At 40.9% G+C, this 21,324-nt stretch carries 14 protein-coding genes; 2 read left to right on the forward strand and 12 right to left on the reverse strand.

The genetic code is table 11. The annotated features are described in order from the left end of the window. Window positions 1-311 (forward strand): ISAs1 family transposase (locus tag BM386_RS22540; protein ID WP_139235972.1); only part of this gene is annotated, 311 nt, incomplete at its 5' end. Between the two features lie 104 nt (window positions 312-415). Here the strand turns inward: BM386_RS22540 and BM386_RS24190 are convergent. The 8 genes from BM386_RS24190 to BM386_RS22580 all read right to left on the reverse strand — a co-directional run bounded on the left by BM386_RS24190 (window position 416) and on the right by BM386_RS22580 (window position 13,682). Continuing rightward, window positions 416-601, reverse strand: coding sequence for a transposase domain-containing protein (locus BM386_RS24190; protein WP_091698433.1), 186 nt, complete (start codon window positions 599-601; stop codon window positions 416-418). A gap of 111 nt (window positions 602-712) precedes the next feature. Further along, a complete protein-coding gene (locus tag BM386_RS22550; RefSeq protein ID WP_091698307.1) occupies window positions 713-3,070 on the reverse strand; it encodes a family 78 glycoside hydrolase catalytic domain in 2,358 nt (785 codons plus the stop codon). Window positions 3,071-3,329: 259 nt separating this feature from the next. Continuing rightward, window positions 3,330-4,217 (reverse strand): alpha/beta hydrolase fold domain-containing protein, encoded by an 888-nt coding sequence (locus BM386_RS22555; RefSeq protein WP_091698308.1) that lies wholly within the window; start codon window positions 4,215-4,217, stop codon window positions 3,330-3,332. A 115-nt stretch (window positions 4,218-4,332) separates the two neighbouring features. Continuing rightward, window positions 4,333-6,561, reverse strand: coding sequence for a hypothetical protein (locus BM386_RS22560; RefSeq protein WP_139235973.1), 2,229 nt, complete (start codon window positions 6,559-6,561; stop codon window positions 4,333-4,335). Between the two features lie 126 nt (window positions 6,562-6,687). Continuing rightward, window positions 6,688-8,244, reverse strand: a complete 1,557-nt coding sequence (locus BM386_RS22565) for a RagB/SusD family nutrient uptake outer membrane protein (protein WP_170857160.1) — start codon at window positions 8,242-8,244, stop codon at window positions 6,688-6,690. A 10-nt stretch (window positions 8,245-8,254) separates the two neighbouring features. After that, a complete protein-coding gene (locus BM386_RS22570) occupies window positions 8,255-11,839 on the reverse strand; it encodes a SusC/RagA family TonB-linked outer membrane protein (protein WP_091698314.1) in 3,585 nt (1,194 codons plus the stop codon). Between the two features lie 162 nt (window positions 11,840-12,001). Beyond that, on the reverse strand, window positions 12,002-13,042 hold the full coding sequence (locus BM386_RS22575) for a FecR family protein (RefSeq protein WP_091698315.1): 1,041 nt from the start codon (window positions 13,040-13,042) through the stop codon (window positions 12,002-12,004). Between the two features lie 4 nt (window positions 13,043-13,046). Next, entirely contained in the window at window positions 13,047-13,682 is a 636-nt protein-coding gene (locus BM386_RS22580; RefSeq protein WP_091698317.1) for an RNA polymerase sigma factor, read from the reverse strand. A gap of 400 nt (window positions 13,683-14,082) precedes the next feature. On the opposite strand from BM386_RS22580, the gene BM386_RS23755 reads away from it, so the two are divergent. Beyond that, window positions 14,083-14,259: a hypothetical protein gene (locus BM386_RS23755; protein ID WP_170857161.1), complete on the forward strand. Its 177-nt coding sequence runs from the start codon at window positions 14,083-14,085 to the stop codon at window positions 14,257-14,259. A 267-nt stretch (window positions 14,260-14,526) separates the two neighbouring features. On the opposite strand, the gene BM386_RS22585 is transcribed toward BM386_RS23755, so the two are convergent. The 4 genes from BM386_RS22585 to BM386_RS22600 form a co-directional block, all read right to left on the reverse strand. Next, window positions 14,527-15,390: a glycoside hydrolase family 16 protein gene (locus BM386_RS22585; protein ID WP_091698318.1), complete on the reverse strand. Its 864-nt coding sequence runs from the start codon at window positions 15,388-15,390 to the stop codon at window positions 14,527-14,529. 189 nt (window positions 15,391-15,579) lie between these two features. Next, the gene (locus BM386_RS22590) at window positions 15,580-16,725 is read right to left on the reverse strand and encodes a glycoside hydrolase family 43 protein (RefSeq protein WP_091698320.1); all 1,146 of its coding nucleotides are present in this window, start codon (window positions 16,723-16,725) and stop codon (window positions 15,580-15,582) included. A 32-nt stretch (window positions 16,726-16,757) separates the two neighbouring features. Then, on the reverse strand, window positions 16,758-18,431 hold the full coding sequence (locus BM386_RS22595) for a RagB/SusD family nutrient uptake outer membrane protein (RefSeq protein ID WP_091698321.1): 1,674 nt from the start codon (window positions 18,429-18,431) through the stop codon (window positions 16,758-16,760). A gap of 12 nt (window positions 18,432-18,443) precedes the next feature. Next, complete coding sequence (locus tag BM386_RS22600; protein WP_091698323.1) at window positions 18,444-21,320, reverse strand: SusC/RagA family TonB-linked outer membrane protein; 2,877 nt, start codon at window positions 21,318-21,320, stop codon at window positions 18,444-18,446. Window positions 21,321-21,324: the final 4 nt, after the last annotated feature.

Genomic DNA, 21,324 nt, shown 5'->3' on the forward strand with positions numbered 1-21,324 from the left:
AACAGACTGGAAAGGGAACTACCGAGACCAGGTACTATATAACTTCCCTGAAAGCGGATGCAAAGCTGATCCATGATGCGGTAAGGAGTCACTGGGCGGTGGAAAACAACCTCCATTGGAGTCTGGACGTGATCTTCAGAGAAGATGCCTCACTAAAGAAGAAAGACCACTCAGCACTCAACTTCAATATAATCGCCAAAATGGCGCTTACACTGATCGATCAGGAGAAATCAACCAAAAATAGTAAGCCCTCCAAAAGACACCTGGCTGCACTGGATGACGGGTATAGAGCTAAAATCCTTAAAATCTAAAAGCGATTTCCCTGCCTAGAGCTCCCTTTCAACCGTAAAGGAATAGTATTCTTTGGCGTTCAGAATCAAATGATCTCTATCCCCCCGAGCAACCGCGTCCTGACTTACTCTAATGTTTTTACTAGTGACAGTTTGTAATTTATCGGCAGTAGTTCGTGTATTTTCTGGATGTTTGTATCCATAATATTGTAGAATACGTGCTTGAGCCATTGCTGTGGGTTTACTTCTTCGATTTTGCACGACCTGTCCCGAATATCGGGATGGCGAATAACGAGTAGAGCATTGCTGATCGCTGTGGGGCATCATGTGACCCTGCTTGTGTCAAATTACAAAATGGCATTACAAGTTATTTTCTTCTGGGCATCAAATTGTGGGTTTCTACAATATACAACCTGATAGATCTAAATTGATTGCTTGATTTTGTTTAAGCCTCCTTTAAGCGCAATTACCTCACCATTGTATTCCCAAGTACCATTTAAGTTTTTTGGCAATTCTATGCTTGCATTTAATTCATTCCCGGAAATTTCATACGTAACGGAAATAAGCCCTTCAGTATGAGGCATAGTAGCTTTCACCGAGGTTAAAGATCCCAAATGAGGAGAAATCACCACTGATTTAAAACCGACTTCAGCTGGTTTGATTCCACAAACTGAGTTGAGCATATAATAGGCTGGATGCGCACTCCAAGCATGACTGTCTGATCTATCATGAGTAGCAAAGCCTGTTTCCCCGGTTGTAGTTAGTCCTCTTGCCAGGAAATCGTACCAAAAATCCAGATTTTCCAAAAACAAATCTTCCTGATCGGTTTTCTGCATGGCTTTAAACAAGAAAAAAGAAAAATAGGAACTGGCCATTTCATCAAATCCGTCATAGCTCAAAATTCTATTCAACAATTCTTTTTGCTGATTTTCAGGCACGACATCGCAAAGAATCGCAAGAATATTGGTTTGCTGAGAAAAAATATCTCCGCCAGGATAGTCCGTGAATAGTTGTTTTTGCTCATCCCAACTAGCTTTGAGAACAGATGATTTAATTCCTTCTGAAAGTAAAGCCCAACGTTTTGACTTCTCTTCTAATCCAATTTCATTGAAAAGTCTAACTGTACAATCCAAGGTATGAGCAAAATATAAGGTCAACATAGTGGATTGGATCATTTCCTTTTGTTCGTTTGATCTGGGAAGACTACCCTTACCAATGCTCCAGTCAATAAAATTTTGGTTATTCACCACTCCAATTAAACCTGTTTTTTCATCTAAATGTCTGTCGTAGAAACTTAAAATCTTTTCAATATTTTCGACAAACGGAATAATGAAATCATCATCCCCTCGAATTAAGTAGTAATCAAGTAAGGTCTGTATCCAAGCCATCGACCAACTTCCTTGGTCAAAATCAAATGTAGAAGGATATGCTGATTTGAAAAGACTAGTTTCGGTGTTCTCAGATTGAGCATACAATCGCAGCATTTCCCTCAAAAGCCTATCATCCAATGAATTATAAGTAGAAATACTTGCAATTGGCCTATTATCCCCACCATAATTCAATTGTTCATAATATGGAGTATCATAGTACGTCTCAGCAGAGCACATTTGAAAGGTGCGTTGGCTATTAGTAAATATCTCATTGAGAGTTTGATCATTACTTACAAAAGTTGCCATTTCAGGATAAGGATATCCAGAATATTCATTTAAAAAAGATAAGATATCCAATGGTTCCTCCTTGGTTTCAATTTCCAATTTAACGTACCGAAAAGCACGTTTCCACAAGGGTCTAAAGGTTCTTGATCCATTTCCATCCGTTTCAAAGATATCCCAAACCCCAAACATGGTTTTTCCTGAAACTGAATCTCGATGCGCTTTCAAGTTGACCCCTTCGTATAATGCTTCTGCATATTTAATTTTAATGGAACTGTTTTCACCACCCGAAACAGTTAATTCAGGGTATCCCATCGTCAATAGGTCAAAATCTATCAGGATCGATGCTGTTAGGTTTGCAGGAATAGTTATTTTACTGGATCCATTCCAAGCTCCAACTATTTCAGTGAAGCCCGTATTCTCTCTAATTCTAGCAGGATAAACAATATGGTCAGCCATAAATGGAATATTTCTGGGTACCAGATTCCAGGGAGCACTTCCTTCAAAATGGAGTCTTTCAGCATTTAACCAGCCACTTTCGTCAAATTGAATCTCTTCCCAGCCCCAAGGGTATTGATTCCCATCCAAATGATCCCCGCCACCACAAGCGTAAAAGCCATAAAACCATTGATCACTAAAAAGCATTTCATCATAGGAAATAACTGAATAAGCCGGATTTTTAAAGACTTTCCAGTTAGTATCAGTCCTCAAAAAAGCATATTCTGTATTCTCGACATCCAACATAAAAGCCGTTTGAACAGATATAAACGCCAACGGCCTATCTTTGCCGCCATTATATACCAAAGCTGCAATCACATTCTCACCTTGGACAAGGTACGGTGCTATATCAACTATATCATATTTATACGTTTCCAAATCTCCCTTTGCAGGCCCGTAGGAGACACGATGTCCATTCACAAAAAGGTTATATCTGTTATCAGCAGAAACATGGATATTCAGATTGGTAGGAATTTCCTTTAGGTCAAATGCTTTTCTGAAGTGATACACTCCATAGTCTGTCACATTCGCTGAAGGATAGGAAATCCAGGGGGCATCCTCATTGGTTTGAGATTGAACCACAAATGGTATCAAGAAGAGGATAAGAATTGAGAGATATTTTTTCGCCATTTTGAATTACGTTTAACTGTAGTTTAAAGTGAGTCTGTTGAAGTGAAAAACAAGGTGTTATTGTATTAAATAGATAACTGAAAATTGTCCTATCTTTTTATCAGAATATTAGAATAGAATCTAACTCTAGCCATAGACCTATTTTTTTAGTAAAATTTTTATCAAAAAATTCCTTACGGGTAATTATCATGAGTTCAATTTTTATGATGCATTATAAATTCACTAGTGGGAAAAAAATATCTAATCCCGGTTCATACTATCAAAATTTAACCTGTTGGTTTTGGAAAACATCCCCGGCAATCACTTGCTTAATAAAATCATAGACAGGCTTTTGATTACGATAAAAGTGAGCCCCCGCCACGCTATGAGTACCCCCGACATAGGTTAGTAGAGATGCAGCTCCGTCCAAACTAAGAATATGGTCATAGATAGATTTAGAGCCAAAAAGCATCAACCAACCACTGGCATTGGTGGGGCAATAGTGATGTGCCGCAGTCGCATACGGAACAGTTGGATCTGAATCCCCATGAAACATCATCACCGGAACCAAGGATCCTGCTGTGATTAGATTTAAGTCCATAATAGCTCCTGCACCAGATATAACACCAGCGTATTTGAATTTTTCAGGCAAGCTATTTTCGTATAGGTTCATCATTTCCCTATCCCAAAAAGCAGCATGTAAGGCAGCTTCAGCACCGGCACTACTTCCTGCCACAAAAATCTTTTCCCTATCAATAGTAAACTTATCATGATTATTAAGGAAGAATTCTGTGCTCAGCCAAATCTGATTTGCAGCCAGCTGGATAGCTTTTATCTTTTCGGGAAGCTGCCCATCACAACTAAAATTCTTATCCTTCATGTAAAGCGTATAAGAAATGGATGCAACTGCTACATTTTGCTCCTTTAGAAATCTCCCCAAATCATGACCGCCAGTTCTATTTCCAGTTGAAAAACCACCTCCATGAACATAAATCACCAGGGGTATTGCAGCATTAGTCTCAGATTCGGGAAGGAATAAATCGAGTTCCAGCTTAAGGGAATCGTCTTCATAATAAGTCAAGGTTTGAAATTCTTGCGCGCTTAATAATGTGTATGTATTACTAAATACAATCAAGCTTAGTATTGTAAAGATTTTACTGGTCTTCATAGAATAGAATGTGTTTTTTATCTGAAATAATTTTTTATCCTGAATTTCAAGTAGTTAAGTATTTAATTCATAGATATTTAGGCTCGGAAAAAAATAACTGAACTATTGAACCCAGCTAATTTTCATGCTCCCAAACTAACTCATAATAAAAAGTTTGATGAACCATTCCCGACAGCTTTGCATATCCGTGGTTCATTTCTAAAGTTTCTCCAGTCCTTATACCTGTGTGGTCTAAGATGTGGATTGTTGCATTGCGCGCTGACTTAAAGTTCAGAGTCAGCTCTACTGGTTCTAAAAGTATAGGAGACGTTCCTACTTCGATTAACTCACTTTTTTCAGTACCGTATTTCATACCGGTATTCCGGCTTCGGGCCAGGGTGGTAATCAAGATAGATTTCGACTCTTCTATTCCTAGCTTTCTATCCAGACTAGTTAGAAAAATCACAGCATATGGGGTATCAGTTTCTATGTCGAGTATATCGTATTCATACGTTACATCCTTCTCTAAAAATCCCACTAATCCAACTGTCGCAGAAGTATTGACTTTAAAGAAACCCTTCTCAGAAGTGTGCCAAGTCAATTCTCCAGTCGCTGAGACAATTTCTTTCCCTTCTATTTTTTCAGTATCAAAAGGAATGGTTGTTTCAGGCTTTTCAGTGAAATCTACCACTACTCTCCCATATGCTAAAGATTCAAGCGGAAGATCACTTTTAAAAGATTTGACATCATGCTCTTGGATAACCTGTTCGGAAAAACCTAAGTCACCAGACGCTAACTGCATTAAACTAACGTTTCTAGTATGAATGACCGGGCTTTCTTTAATATCTCCTCTATAAATCATTCTGGCTAACGCCGGATAAAGTCCAATTTGGGATGGAACATCAGTGTTATATACACCTCCTCCGGGAGAATGTATTGTTGGTGTAAAATAAGGATGATCAGAGCCAAATGAATACGAGGCATCCCAACCCTGTAAACCCATGCCATACACAGCAATCAAAGGAGAGGCCTCTATCGTAAATTCGTTCGGAATCAGGCTCATCCATTCTGAAAAGGCAAAAGGTCGATCTAAAACCTGCTGAAACCCTGTACTTAATAAGCCCGATCCAGGTTTTGTCATCATGGACTCGGATTTATATTCTCCTACCTGCATTCTATGCCCTCCTACCCCTCCTCCAAAATAATTGTGGCGATCAATGAATCCTGTTTTGTAGTCAGCATATAAATTATAGAAATGTGTCAGTCCGCTACCTGCCTGCCAGCATGATCCTACTATGGTGCCTTTATATCCTGTGTTTCGAATAGCTTCTACAAACCGATTGTAAAAATCCATCTGCTTGGTGTAAAGAAACTCTGCTTTGTCCAGGTAATGTTGAGGTAACTCCTTTCCACTATTTTCAGCTTCAAAATAAATTGCGTCAAATTTTGAATGATTTGGAACTGGGTAAACAGTCCCTTCTTCCAAGGACTCATGTGAGGGCAGGTTCTCAACTCCCCAACTCTCTTTAAGTTGTTCTGTTGATTTGTATTTTATTAACAACCAATCTGAAAACTGCCGGCAAAGTAATTTACGATAGCTGGGTGTTTGATTTAATGTCTCTTCCATCGCTCCCCAATAAATGTTATCCTCATTCTGAAGCTCAATAAAAGTCAAAGCTGGGTCTTCCGCATATCTAAGCCCCGTGTTAGGATTGACATGATTCAACATGTTCACAGTCAATTCAATATTCAATGCCTGCAAATCAGGGGCAAAATTGACAAGACTTGCCGAGGTACCGTTGAGATGAGACCATGGGAATTTTGTGTTCACTATTTCCTCATATGCCAACACACGGTTTTTATCTGCAGGGCCCAACTTATGCCCATAGATATGTGACCATCCATAATAAATTCCGTTCTCTTTGAGCGCAGCTAAGAAATAATCCATTTTTCCATAGAGATCTTGCCTGATCACAGTAGAGGAATCCCCCTTAGAAGCATACCAGGTAAATTTGTGAAATCTAACTGCGTTTACTCCGTATTTTGTGAGGTAAGAAACGTACTGATCAGCTATTTCAGCATCAGAAAATATTCTTTCCGAAGATATATTCACTCCCCAAAACTTTACAGGGGTACCATCTTCAAATTCAAAATCAGAACCTCTCATCTTTAGGAAACCGTGCTTCCCAGCAGGTTTATCAAGCCAATCTTTCATTCCAACGACGGAAGGAATATGGTGCTCATCGACCGAATTAACTAAAGGATACCAGTTGGTTTCAACCTCTTGCGAGTAAGTAGCTTCTTCAACAACCATAAAGGTTGATAAGAAGAGGCAAAGCGTTTTTATATAAATCCTATTCTTCATTTTACTTTGGGTCATATCTTTATAAATAGACACTGGGATTCGAAGATTATGAGTTAACATAACATTTAAGAAAAAAGCTGTCTCCAAGCAGAGACAGCTTTAAAGAAATAATAAACCTCTATTTATTTAGTATCCAGGATTGTTGTTAGTAAAAGACGAATTCCGGTCCATTTCAGTCTGCGGGATAGGAAGCAACATGTGCTTTGGATATTCAAATTGCATAGTCGCTGATAGGTCTGTACTAAAATGTTCTATTCCACCTCCCCAGTTCTGAAGGCTAATATCACCTCTGGCATCCCATCTTTTGAGATCATTGAAACGCATATTTTCCTCACCGCAAAGCTCTACGAAACGCTCGTCCATTATCCATTTCAGAACTTTTTGAGGATCAGATTCCGAGGTAGAATAATCTGCAGGAAGTCCGGTAGAGAATTCAATTGATTCTGCCCAATTTCTTGCGCGTGTTCTCACCCGATTTACCAATTCAATGGCCTCAGCATTTGATCCACCAGACTTTACAATAGCCTCTGCAGTAAGCAAGATCAAATCTGCATACCTTAAAATCCTAGGGTTGTTAAGGGAAGTAGGCATAAAGGAAGTAGCCGGTTCATCGAAAGGAGCTTTTCCATATTTGGTGAAATAACGATCGCCATCAATGAAAAAAGAGATTCTGGGATCATCACCATACATATTGAACAGCTTCTCTGTCACTTTCCAGGTTTGTCCACCAATATTATTGTTGCTTACGTTATTCCCAGTATCGAAGAATCCCCAGTAAGCAGCCATGGATTCTACACCTCTCCATGCCCCGTCATTTTGGAGATATGCATTACTCAAGCCTCCGGGAGGACGTCCTGATTGAAACTCAAACAGAGATTCCTCATTATTTACTTCAAAAGCGGAGAAGTTATCAGTGTATGCATCTGTAAGGTTTCTGGAAATAGATCCGAATAGTTGAATTGCTCTGGAGTAATCAGCAGAATTCCCAGTATAGTCTCCTCTGAAAACCAAAGATTTAAGCAGGAATCCATTCGCAGAATTTCTTGTAGCTCTGCCATTGTCTTCTGAAGGCCAGGATTCCGGAAGCAAAGTAGCAGCTTCCTCGAAATCCAGAATTGCCTGATCTAATAATTGAGTTCCTTCGGAAGGTGGTGTATTCACCTTGTCTCGTTCAGATATACGCTCGGTGACCAACGGAGCTTTGCCATACAGGTTATACAAGTTGAAATAGGCCAAACCACGCAGAAAAAGCGCTTCACCTTTATTTACCTGCACCATATCTGGATCTTCAAAACCACTTGTATCAATTGTCTCAGACTTTTCTATAATGACATTGCATCGTTGAATCATTCGATAGGTACGCTCATAGTAATAGGTGACCTTGTCATTAGAAGCCGTAAGTCCTGCAAAGAGCTCAAATGCAGTTCTATTTCCCCTATCTTCCGTGATATCGTCACCACGCATGTGATAGATTTCATGAAGAAAGTTGTTTCCACGGAAAAAGTAATAGTCCGTCAATGTCGCGTACGCACTGATTACAGTCAGTTCAAACTCCACATTGTTTGTGAAGAAATCATTTTCTGTCACACTAATAGGCTGAGCATCGATTCGATCAATATCACAGGAAGAAACTGAAAGTGCCAATAGAGCACTTAGCATATAATATTTTATTGATTTTTTCATATTCTTAGAATTAAAAGCGTGCATTAAGACCAAAACTGTAGCCTCTAGGCAATGGATAGGTATCATTCAGCGGATCTATTCCCTGCCAGTTTGTAAGCAGAATGTTATTTTGTCCGCCGAAGTAAATTCTACACCTTTTGATGACATTAGATTTCTCCAATAATTTTGAAGGAAGGGAATACCCCACCTGCCATGTATTTAATCTAAGGAACCCAGCCTGATCCACAAAACGATCAGAATACCGGTTATTTCTGGCAGGATCTCCTGCTACAGCCCTTGGAATTTCTGAATTTGGATTCTCCGGGGACCATGCGTCCAATACAGTCGGCCAGTAATTTGATCCTGCACCACTTGCACTCTCAAACGAGGCTCTAACTCCATTGTATTTATCTACATCACCCTCTCCATAGAAATTGGCAGATACATCGAAATTCCAGATGGTCGCCGACAAGTTTATGCCATAGACATGTCCCGGAATAGTGTTTCCTATCTCGGTGCGGTCATATTCATCAATAAATCCGTCAGGAGTTGTGCTATAGTAGGGCTCTGTTTCAGTTCCTTGCCCACCTATGTCTCTGAAATACAAATCACCTGGAGCTACATAATCAGCGTCCGGGATATTTCTGTCTTCAAGGTTAGAATAGTACTCCTGTATTTCCGCTTCACTCAAAAACAAACCACCTACTTGATATCCCCAGATATGGCCAATTGACCTCCCTTCTTCTACTCTACCAAATCGGGTATCCAGTGGCTGCCCTTCGTATAAGCTCAATACCTCATTGTTTAGGAAAGTAATATTCCCAGTCAAATTCACAGAAAAATGTTGATTGAACTGGTGCGTGTAGCCCAGGTCCAGCTCCAAGCCTCTATTTCTCAAAGATCCCACATTAAATGCTGGTGAATTAGTCCCCACAGAAGGCGGAAGGTTTACATATTGAAGAATTCCGTCAGTTTCCCTGTTGAAATATTCTACTGTAGCATTTACCTTATTGTTTAAGAACAAGCCTTCAAATCCAATATTTGTAGTTGTTACCACTTCCCAGGTAAAGTTCCGGTTTGGGAAGCCAGGCACAGTTCTACCTGTATTATAATTTCCATAAATATTGAATGGGTCCTTTCCTAAAGTATAAGACCCTTGATCTACGACGGTAGATAAATAAGCAAACCTGCCTACTACAGCCTCATCATTACCTGCTTGTCCCCAGCCTGCTTTAAACTTCAAATCATTGATCCAAGCTACATTACTCATAAATTCTTCTGAACTGATTCTCCAGGCTCCGGATATTGCATAAAAATTACCCCATCGCAAATCCTTATCATCTGGAAAACCAGAGCTACCATCTCTTCTAAAGGATAAATCCAAGTAGTATTTACTGTCGTAATTGTAGCCTGCTCTTCCCACATACCCATACCAAAACCGCTCATTGTTCCTACTCGCAAATCCACTTACATATTGTACCTCATTTGGAATGCTTGCCCTATAAAAATCGTCTGTCCCAACATTTGTGGTAGCCAGATCCTTATTAAACTGCTTGATAAACTGCTCTTGAATCCCCACTAGGAAATCAACATTATGCTTACCAAAAGCCTTTCGGTAGGATGCGGTGAAATCTCCTTGGAAATTAAAAAACCTATTCATCCTATAGCCTAAAGTCGCATAAGAAGCACCATTTCCAATTGAACTAGGATCTTTTCCATTAATTTGATAATACTCAGCATCCACAGGTTCAAAGTTTGTTCTTGTCTGGTCGGTCAAGTCCAAACTCAATCCACCTCGTAATACTAATCCTTCAAATGGAAGAATTTCTACATAGCCCTGTGCAAGGTTTCTGAGCAATTCAAATTCCTTTTGTTCAATTTCCAACAAGGCAGGAAAGTTATTCCGGGTTCCTGCTCCATAAAGTCTCACTGGACTCCAGGTATCGTCTCCATCAGGATAGGGATCGGAAGGTCTAGCATAGCCATATTCATCATTCGGATCATAAATAGGCTGCCAAGGCAAATAAGCTGCTGCACCAGTTAGATCACTTCCACCATTGGTGGATTGTGAGGTCTGATAGGACCCTCGATATGTGATACCAACATTTATGTAATTTCCAATCTTTGAATTAATGTTAAACGTCAGGTTAAATCGATCAAAATCACTTCCCTTCAACACGCTTTCCTGGCTATTGTAGCCAATCCCCACCATATAATCAGTATCGTCATTAGCACCGGAAATCCTCATATTGTAAAGCTGGTTCAAGGCATTGATTTGTCTTATTTTTTGCTGCCAGTTGTAGTCTCCTGGATTTTCACCGATGTAGAATTGGCTCATCGGATCCAACTGCGGATGAAAACCATTCCTTTGGTTATTTACATTGCTTTCATTTCTCCCATAAAGGTTATTCTCCAGAGTTAAGTCTGGATTTGAGTTTGCACTAAACATCTTTCTATAAAAAGGAATGAGTTGCTCTGAGGTCAAAACATCGAATTGCGGAATATTCTGAACTGTAGTAACTGCATCAAACTCAACCACACTTTTACCCTTTTTTCCTTTTTTTGTGGTAATCAACACTACACCATTTGCTGCCCTACTTCCATAAATAGCCGATGCTGAAGCGTCTTTCAAGACCGAAATACTTTCTATGTCTTGTGGGTTGATCATGGAGAACGGATTGATAGATCCAATTAAATCCGTATTTCCGGCAGTAGGTGTAGATAAGATTTGGCCATCTACTACATAAAGTGGCTGAGAGGCGCCGTTCCAAGTACCTATCCCACGGATGAAAACCGAAGGAGCATCGGAGGGATTACCACTCGTATTTACTACCCGTACGCCGGGAGTATTTCCCTGCAGGGCAAATTGCGGGGAGGTAAAGGGAACTCGTTCAATTGCCTCTGATTCTACTATACCAATTGATCCGGTAATATCCTTTTTCTTTCGCTCTCCAAAGCCCACTACCACGACTTCCTCAAGGGCCTGGGCATCTTCATCCATTGTGACATCAATAACAGATTGAGCCCCAATTGTCATTCTTACTGTCTCGTATCCTATAAAAGAAAATACCAAGGAACTCCCTTCTTCGGCATTGATTTCATATTTGCCGTCAATATCTGTGACAGTCCCATTTGTGGTTCCTTCCACAAGTATGGTCACGCCAGGAAGTGGCATCCCTGTAGCATCCCTTACTTGCCCAGTGATAGAAATTGCATATGGTTCTTTTATTGCCACATTTTGATTATTACCATTCGCGTTATTCTTAACATGGATATTATTGTTGACTTGAACAAAACGTAACCCCGTTTGCTTAGCAATGTCTTCCAGTGTTTTATATACACTCTGTGTATTACTTTTTGTAAGTACCTCTAAAGAGATATCTATATTGGAAGAGTTGTAAGTAAACTCAAAACCAGATTGCCTTTCTATTTCCAAGAAGACATCCCGTAAGGCAGCCTTCTGCATACTTACAGTTATCTTTACTTTTTCGATATTTTTTCGCTGAGCATTGCCAGTATTTGCAAGTAGTACTGTGCAAAAAACTAACTGGAAAATGAACCCATATAGTAATCTTTTGGATATCATGATGAGTTGTCCCCGTATATTTTTTTTCATACTATTGTAATGGTTTAAGTGATGATTCGCTTGAATTTTTGCCTGAAATGGTTAGCGCTACTACAGGCAAGTGGAATTAGGCAGTTAGGAATTCTCCCCAGAATTTCTTCTGCCTTTTTTTAGGGGCTATTCGTAGAGTATGACATGTTTTTTAGGTTTGGGTTAATTGTATATTTCGACTTTTTTACCATCTATCCGAAAGCGAATATCAGATGTGAGTTCTATTCCTTTGAGCACATTTTCTAGACTCTCGTCGTAGTATTTTCCGGTATATTTCCAGCTATTTTTAAAAGTACCTTTCACCTCTATATCAATTCCGAACCAGTTTCTCAGCTTGGATTCGACGGTTTTAAAATCATCGTTATTGAAAATCAAGTAATTATCCTTCCAACCAATTACTTCCAAGGAATCGAAAGAGCTCTTAAAAAACTCTCCATTGTTTTTCATCACCAGCATCTCCTGCGGAGCTAGCATTACCTGATTGCCGATCTTATCATTGACTTTTACTTTCCCTTCCAATAGGGCAATTTCTACATGATTGTCAATCGATTGATTCACATTAAAACTGGTACCTAAAACCTCAATTTTTGAATTAGCTAGTTCTACTATGAAAGGTCTAATTCCCTTCTCTACTTCAAGAAAAGCTTCACCTTTTAAAAAAACGGTACGAATGGAATCACCAAAAACTTCCGGATATGTAATCTCAGAATTAGAATTCAAATGAATTTTTGTCCCATCAGAGAGACCGATGATAGTTTTCTTGCCTCCAGGGTTAACGCTTGTCACCCACTCAATTTCAGAATTAGGAGTGAGCAAATCCTTGTTGAAAACAGAGAACAATACAAAAGAACAGAAACTTAGTAGGATCGCCGCAGCTATATTGCGAAGCGAAAAAAAAGATTTCCACAAGGTTCTCTTTGGGCTAGCTATCTGGATCTCCGAATCTGAATTTAAAATAGCCTCATAAATCTCAATATAGGAGTCATTACCAAACTCAAGTTTTTCTTTATAGTGGATAGCCCTAGCGAAATTAGCGGCCTGAGTCACTATTCCTCTTTTATTAGGGTTTGAACTCAACCATTTCTCCCAAAAATGAGAATTGTTTTCATCAGGTGACTTTACCCACTGAACAAAAAACTCATCAGCGAGAAGGTCCTCGACATCAAAATCCTCGTATTTTTTATAATTGTTATATTTCGACATAGCTTTATTCTCCCGTTGTTTTAATATATTCTTTGAGACTAGCTAAGGCTCTATAAATTAATTTTCTGGCAGTCTTCACTTCACTGAAATTCATAATTTCCGCTATTTCCTTGTAGCTAAGTTCTTCCTCATAGAAAAGGAGGATAGCCATTCGTTGCTTTGTGGTTAATTGATCAATCCCATCTTTGACCAGTCTATTACGCTCAACTTCTGATTCATTCTGAATTAAGCTTACTTCCGGAGAAACCTCAATTTCAAATTGGCCTTCTAAAAAATCATCTTCAACGCCTTTTAATGAGGTATTTGCCTTGACATTTTTTATGATCTCTCGCTGGATCGAACGGAACAAATAGCCCTTGATATTAGTAACCTCACTCAACTCCCCCCTTTTTTTTCTGAGATAAATAAAGAGATTTTGAATGCAATCTTTAACTAAGCTGGGGTCACGGGAATATTGACTACCAAATTGATAGAGCTCTTGTACATAGGTCCTGTACAAATAATTAAATGCCATTTCATCTCCCTTGTTAAATGCATTCCAGATGTCACAATCAGATTTCTTTTCAAAAACTTTGATTGTTTCTAAATGCTTAACTGGAATAAAAATGGAATCAGACTGTTTTTTTGGGTTATTGTTCATTGAAAATCTGAATTCCTTCTTCTTTCTAAAATAAAGAGGAAGTAAATGACCAATATGACCCCATAAAATTCTAAAAAATTTCTCAAACGAAGGGAATTTGAGGAAATTATCAAATTATCGCCTCCCAAGATTATTAGAAGGCTATTAGCCTAAAAAATATAAGGATCACTCAACTACCCCTCTTTCGGATTCCTACTTTAAGTTCACCGTCTATGCCCCTCGCTTCGCCTACCGTATCCAAGGGAAGAAGTATAAACGGGTCAAATTACCAACTACAAAACATACTAAGAAGCTTCCGGTCGTGCCCAGCCAGGAGGATTACACAGATTCCTTAAAGCCCTCAAACTTCTTAATTACCGAGTCCTGATAGCCAAGCTTTACGGCTGTAGACTTCCCTGCTTTGAGGTCAGAAATCTCAGGATTGCCGATTTGGATTTTGAAAAGGGCTGAGCGTAAAAAGAATATCCTGCGGACATATTTAGCAAGCAGCCAGAATGCAGGGGAGCTTCACGTAAGTGATGGGAAAGGAAAGAAGTACCGCTATGTTTCGATACCAGGTAACCTGACACGGGATTAAGACTTAACTGGAGGCCGAACAACCCATAGAGTGGTTGTTCAACAGAAAGGTGAGCAGATTATCAGTCGTGCCGGAGGACACTTTGACGGATCATATACCGTAGGTCTTTAAGCTTTTTTAGGTTCTACATGAAATTTCTAAAGAATACCCTGCTAAAACAGTAAAAAATTACCACTGAGAAGTATCATGTTTTGGTACAAATCCAAAGCCCCTAGTTTAGGCAAAAAGAAGAACCTCCCATTTTATAAGGAGGCTTTATAAACAATTCTACTGTATTTTTTGATAAACCCTCACGTAATCAACTTGATAGTGCCTTGGAAAGTTAGTGTTCTCAAGATTTCCACCGTTAGAACCCAACGCTAAGTTCAAAAGCAAGTAATGCGGTTGCTGGAATGGGTTGAATCCATCAGGGTTTGTGGTTTGAGAGAGATCGACTTCATTCAGCAGCTCTCCATCCAGGTAGATTTTGATGTACTCAGCTGTCCAGTCCATTTTCCAAGTATGGAATTTTGATGGCCATTCCGGATCTTTTGCCAGAAAATCAGCAAAGGGAATCTTTGCTTCATCCCATTCAGCACGTTTTTGCGCATGTGCCCAAGCTGCATTCGCCAGAATAGTCGATTGTCCTTTCACCATGTAATATTCCATGATATCAATCTCACCATTTGCAGGCCAGGGTTTGGAAACTCCCAGCGTCCAGATGGCTGGCCACATGCCACTGGCAGTATCGATCTTCGCCTTAACTTCAACTATGCCATACTGAAATTCAAATTTACCCCGTGTATTGATACTGGAAGAGGTATATTCTGCATATTCCCTGCTTTTTCTCCAATCCTTACTATTGCTTTCAAAAGTAGGGTTCTTCACATGTTCCCTGCGTCCTTCTATCACCAGCAGACCATCTCTGACACTTGCATTAGCAGATTGATACCATTGCATTTCATTATTACGCTGGAATCCTTCTTCATGTGACCAAAACTTTTCATCAGGCACACCTTCCTTGTCAAATTCCTCTGACCATATTAGATTATACCCTTCGAGCTCAGCTGCATTCGAACCGTTTTCTTTCATGGATTTACAACTCCCCAATGTCATTGAAAGGATAAGGAAGCTGAAAATAGAATACTTCATATAATTATAATTTATCTTTTTATGCCAGGACGAGCTATTGAAAAACAACCTCGCGCGAGCCACATTCATACGCTGTCGCGAGGGTATCTTTCATGCAATTCTGCCTCAGGCAGGCTGGATTTATTTAATAAAGTGGAAGGGTAAGGCCTGTAAAGACCTTACCTAAATGATGTTTAATTATTGGATTTTTTACTTATCAAAATAGCTGAGATCCCAACTGTCCTGCCATTCTAATACTGGTCGCCCTTCTTTCATCTGGATAGGAAGCCACACATAGCGCCCATCGATTGCATTCTCTGGTCTCCAACGGTCTGCCATAAAAATAAAAGCATCGGTTTTACCCTGAACAGGAACAATAAAGGTACTCTGGGAATCAAATGTGAGATCTGCCCCTTCTCCTACGGCAGGATTTCCCAGAGATGTCCAAGGTCCCATCAAGTCATCAGCAACAAAAGAACGTGCAGCGTTAGGATCCCAACCCGTACAACCTGACGTGATAAGGTAATATTTATCATTCTGCTTAAAGATCGCAGGAGCTTCATTGTGGCCTGCAGGTTCAATAACTGCCCATTTCCCTGTAAAACCTAGGTAATCATCCGTCAATTCTGCAATATGTAAGGTGAGGTTTTCTTCGGCTGAGTAAATGTGATAGGCTTTCCCATCATCATCAACATACAAAGTCATATCTCTTGCCATCTGACCGGTATGAAAATCACGTCTGATAAAAAGACCCTCTGCTACCTCCTTTTTCCATTCCTCAGACCAGCCTTCCAAATCCTTTTCAGTTATGGATTTCTTTTTCCAGGACTTCTCAAAGTTAACAGGCCAGGTTCCGGGATTTGGCCGAAGGGATTTCTGAAATTCATAAGGGCCTGTAGGATGATCACTGGTAGCCAAGGCAGTTCTGGCAGCATTGTACCCTTGGCCTTTCAGTTCCAGATGAAACCACATGACAAACTTCCCAGTCTTTTCATTGTAGATTACCTTCGGACGCTCGATCACACTACCTTTCTCTATGTCCGAGCCACTTCCTTCTTCATGTACTGCCAGTGCTACCCCTTCTCTTTTCCAGTTGAGTAGATCCGTGGAAGAGTAGCAGCTTACCCCTACCATGGCACGGTTTCCTGTCCTACCACCGGTTTTATGCTCACCAAACCAGTAATATTTACCCTCATGGAATAATATTCCCCCACCGTGGGCATTGATATGGACACCATCAGTATCAGTCCAGACTTCTCCTGGCTGAAAAGCCTGATGACTCTCTGAGGTGGATTGTCCCAGTACACAGGTAAGTGCACCGGCAATAATTACTATAAAACTTACTAAACGTTTCATTACAATTTTTCTATGTTTATGCTAAAAGGGATTTACCAAAGAGGAGTCTGCTGAAGAGTCCCTCCTGCTTTATTAATCTCCTCTGCTGGAATAGGGTAACGGTTCATTTTTTGTAGAAAAACGCGTTCCTCAGCGTTTTGATAAGAATACGAAAACATTCCGTCTGAATTTTTCTCAATCACTGCAATCCTGATTGGCTCGGACAAAACTTCCTCAGCATCTTCCCAGCGACGAAGGTCCCAGAATCTATGTTCTTCAAAGGCAAGTTCGACTCTGCGCTCATTCTTAATTCTCTCTCTGAAGTCCTGGGTTGAAGAAGCCGCAATATCAGGCATGTTGACGCCTGGTCGCTGACGCACTTGGTTCACAACCTCTCTAGCTGTCATGGGCAATCCTTCTGCGGTAGCATCCGGACCAAAAGCCTCATTCATGGCTTCGGCGTAATTCAATAGGATTTCAGCATAGCGGAAATAAATCCAGGTATGAACGCTTGATCTATTTTGGAGCAGATCCAATCCTTCATCCACATATTTTTTTAAATAGTACCCTGTCTTGGTAGCTCTTGCATTCCCGTAACCATCGATTCCTCCTACGAAGCTTTCCACTTTTCTACCTTTGTAGTCAGAATCATTGACAATGATACTCATCTGCAGCCTCGGGTCACGATTTACATAAGGGTTCTGTGCATCATACTCCGGATCTTCCAGTATGGATAATCCATTAATCGTCTCATAGGCATCCACCAGATTCTGGCTGGGATTCGTACCACCCACTGCACCTGTAAACCCAATCGGGAAGTTGTTTCTCTCCAAGCCGTTGGATGCCGCATAGCTTCTGCCGAAGATTATCTCACTGTTATTGATTGATCTGAATAAGTTGCGGTAATTATCCACTAAGTTATACTGGTTCAGGGCAATCACTTCGTACGCTGCTTCTGCTGCTTTGATCCATTTACTCTCATCCCCCGAAGGATTGTTCAGCGGGCTGGCGGCATAAAGCAGAAGTCGGGATTTCAGGGAAAGTGCTGCACCTTTGGTCGCTCGCCCGATCAATCTATCTCCGTCGAATCCTACCCAGGTTTCACGTAGGTCCGGCATAGCAAGCTCCAGTTCAGATTCGATGTAGGCCACCACCTCGTCGAAACTGCTGCGGGTGTAGTCAAAGCTACTTTCCGCATCCAGCACCTCTGTTATGATAGGAACTCCTCCATATCTTTTCAGCAATTCAAAATAGAAAAAGGCGCGAAGAAAATGGCTCTCAGCCCTAAGCCACATCAAATCGTTGCTTTGGGTAAGGTAAGCCTGTTTCCCCTGCTCTGTCACCGTATCCTGTACAATGATGGCTCGATAATCCGCAGAATTTTCCAAAAACAGGTTTGCTTTCCGGATTCCTGAATACATCCTTGACCATTGATCATCTGGATTGCCAAAAGCTCCCCAGTTGCCGTTCCCCAGTTTCTGTACTGTATTATTGGCTCCTGCGTGAGCTGCGTCATCAGTAGCAGCTGCCAGCATCCCTCCACTAAAGCGGTCGAAGCCATGTGGAAGATTGTCATAAATCCCGATTCCGAAGTTCCTCATTGTCGTGTAGGAGGAAAATACCTGTTCTTCGGTATAATTGGTATCCATCCTTCTGTCCAAAAATTCATCCACACAGGAGGAAAACAGGACTATCATACTGATAAATAATAAGCTATATTTTTTCATCTTGCTTTTCAGTTAAAATTGTACACTAAGTCCCATATTCACTGACTTCAATGGTGGGTATCCGCCATAAGCTTCTGCATCCACCATTTCCATTTTGTCCCAAGTGAACAAATTCACAGCATTCACAAATAGCCGAAGATTTTCTACTTTAATCTCCTGCGTCCAATTGGAAGGGATAGTATAACCCAGTTCTATATTTCGCAGCCGAAGCACGTTACCGGATTTCATCCAGAAAGTGGATGGTCTAAAATTGTTTTCGTTTGGCATGGTGGTCAATCGGGGAAAGGTGGCATTTTCCTGATTTTCAGGTGTCCATCTATTAAGTGCATTGACGCTTAGATTTGCATCATTCTGCAATCCCCAGAAGTAAGTTCCGTTCAAGTTGACAGAGCGATTGGTCAATCCATAAAAGAAAAGCTCCAAATCAAATCCCTTATACTGAGCACCGAGATTGAACGTATAGGTGAATTCAGGTTGCCAGGTCTTACCGATTGCTGTTTCATCGTTTTGATCTATCACCCCATCACCATTCTGATCGATATATCTGATATCACCAGGCTGCACCTGACCGAATGAAGATACTGGAAGTCCATCCTTCAATTGACCATTGGCATCAAAATCCTCCGGTGAGTAAAACCCGTCAGCTTCCCATCCAAACGACTGACCAATTGAATGGCCTGTTCTGTACATATAGGATTCAGGGCGCATCATTTCTCCCATTTCGAGAATCTTATTCTTGGCATAGAACCCACTGGCTCCTACAAAATATTGGAATGAGCCGATCTGATCCGTATAGCGTAGATCAAGTTCAAAACCCCTGTTTTTAACCTTTCCTATATTTTCATACGGGGGAAGCACACCGATATAGCCAGGGAAAACATCCGCCATATTCACCGGTACATCCGTTCTTCTGTTGAAAAACAAATCCATTACTACTTCGAGTTTATCATAAAGTTTGGCCTCCACACCTACATTGAACTTGAGGTCTTTTTCCCAGGTGATGTCCGGATTTCCTAGTTGCCCGTAAGTGATGATCCCATTGGAAACATTCTCCAATCCTAAGCGGTAATCCCCAGAGTAGTAGAAATCCTGTGTATAGGCAAATCTACTTCCGCCAAAGTTATCATTACCTGACAAACCCACTGATGCACGTGCTTTCAGGAAATTCACAGAACTACTGTTTACCAAAAAATCCTCTTTACTCAATACCCAGGCCCCTGACAAAGTAGGAAAGAATCCAAATCTATTCCCTTCAGGGAATCGCTCAGAACCACTGTAAGCCATGCCCAGTTCGGCATAAAATCTAGACTGGTAGTTATAAGTAAACCTACCCATCAGACTTTGGTTGGCGTAAGGGACATTATTACCTGAGACATTCAACACATCCTGATGATACATGATCATCCCGGTGAATCCATGATCACCGAGCTGTTTTTCGTAATCAAAAGCCGCCTGAATATTGACGCGGTTCCATTGGTCATTCCCCCCCTCATCTACACTGAAACCGGTGTCAAGACCTCTCTGATAATAGATATAAGGTTGTTCGCTACCGGGATCGCCTGCTCCAAGCTGATAGTAGGCCAGCGATCTTGTTCTGTTATAGTTACCCCGGTGCCAGTTGTTAATACCTATGGCCTGGGAAAAACGCAATCCCGGAATCAGATCACTTAGGTTTTCCGAAAGCCTCAGGTTTGTCATGATGTTGCGATCATGGGAAGAAGTATATCCCCTTCCAAGCACAGATGCAACAGGATTATCAGGATAGCTGGAATTCCCTCCCCAAGATCCGTCAGGATTAGTAACAGGAAATGCATTGGCAGGATATCTGGCCATGTTTTCCCAAAGTGCGGGACCACTGAAGTTAGGATACGATCTGTTTTCTATCCTTCCTCCAAAATCCAGGGATGCACTTACTTTGGGGGAAATAGCCACATCTATATTTGAGCGAAAATTCACTCGGCGAAAATCCGCATTGGAACTCTCCTTTCTCTTGGAATCTGTGTTAGCATATAACCCCTGATCCTGAAGATATCCGAGTAGAATAAAATATCGGGTAGTCTCTCCACCACCAGAGAAGGTTAGGTTAAGGTCGCTCATCGGTGCATTTTGCTGAAGCACCTCATCGTACCAATTGACGTCAGGGTAGAGAAAGGGATCACTGCCTGTACGGTAATTATCCAGATCTGTTTGACTATAGCGTGCGGGGAGGCCATCATTTGCCAACGCCTCATTATATAACACACCATAATCGTAGGCATTTACAAACTCAGGCAAACGTGTGGGCTTTTGAAAGCCTGTTCTTGCAGTAAATCTGATTTTAGTCTCTCCGTCATGTCCTCGTTTGGTAGTAACCAAAATCACCCCGTTTGCACCGCGTATTCCATAAAGGGCGACTGCAGCGGCATCCTTAAGTACCGAGACACTTTCGATTTCCTCCACTGAGAGATTATCAAAAGAAGCTTCGAATCCATCTACCATTACCAGGTAGTCGGCACCATTGAAAGTACCCATACCCCGAATCAGCATACTGGGCTCGTCAAAACCCGGTTCTCCTGATCCGCTCATCACTGTCAACCCAGGCAGCCTGCCAAACAGCGTATTGCTAAGAGATGGAGTAAACGTCTTACTCATTTCATTTCCACCAACTGTGGAGATAGCACCTGTAACAGATTCTCTGGTTTGACTACCATAAGCAACATTTAGCATTTCATTGTTGGAATTCCCAACAGCTTTCACACTGTCCACCATCAAAGGCTGTTGCTCGGCTACTTTGGGAATCAGAGACTGGGCCTGCGCTGCCTGAGAAGAAAAGAAAATCCCGAGGGCGCAGAATTGCAGCTGTCTTAGCAGGTGAGATTTCTTGTTAATATATTTTATAAATAGTATCATTTGT

The organism is Algoriphagus locisalis (assembly GCF_900116615.1).
In the GTDB taxonomy this organism is placed as follows: domain Bacteria; phylum Bacteroidota; class Bacteroidia; order Cytophagales; family Cyclobacteriaceae; genus Algoriphagus; species Algoriphagus locisalis.

Excerpts from the sequence above, each read along its gene's own strand:
- BM386_RS22590 (WP_091698320.1), bottom strand. The coding sequence starts at position 16,725 with ATGAAACGTTTAGTAAGTTTTATAGTAATTATTGCCGGTGCACTTACC.
- BM386_RS22560 (WP_139235973.1), bottom strand. The coding sequence starts at position 6,561 with ATGAAGAATAGGATTTATATAAAAACGCTTTGCCTCTTCTTATCAACC.
- BM386_RS22595 (WP_091698321.1), bottom strand. The coding sequence starts at position 18,431 with ATGAAAAAATATAGCTTATTATTTATCAGTATGATAGTCCTGTTTTCC.
- BM386_RS22580 (WP_091698317.1), bottom strand. The coding sequence starts at position 13,682 with ATGAACAATAACCCAAAAAAACAGTCTGATTCCATTTTTATTCCAGTT.
- BM386_RS22555 (WP_091698308.1), bottom strand. The coding sequence starts at position 4,217 with ATGAAGACCAGTAAAATCTTTACAATACTAAGCTTGATTGTATTTAGT.
- BM386_RS22565 (WP_170857160.1), bottom strand. The coding sequence starts at position 8,244 with ATGAAAAAATCAATAAAATATTATATGCTAAGTGCTCTATTGGCACTT.
- BM386_RS22575 (WP_091698315.1), bottom strand. The coding sequence starts at position 13,042 with ATGTCGAAATATAACAATTATAAAAAATACGAGGATTTTGATGTCGAG.
- BM386_RS22550 (WP_091698307.1), bottom strand. The coding sequence starts at position 3,070 with ATGGCGAAAAAATATCTCTCAATTCTTATCCTCTTCTTGATACCATTT.
- BM386_RS22585 (WP_091698318.1), bottom strand. The coding sequence starts at position 15,390 with ATGAAGTATTCTATTTTCAGCTTCCTTATCCTTTCAATGACATTGGGG.
- BM386_RS22570 (WP_091698314.1), bottom strand. The coding sequence starts at position 11,839 with ATGAAAAAAAATATACGGGGACAACTCATCATGATATCCAAAAGATTA.
- BM386_RS22600 (WP_091698323.1), bottom strand. The coding sequence starts at position 21,320 with ATGATACTATTTATAAAATATATTAACAAGAAATCTCACCTGCTAAGA.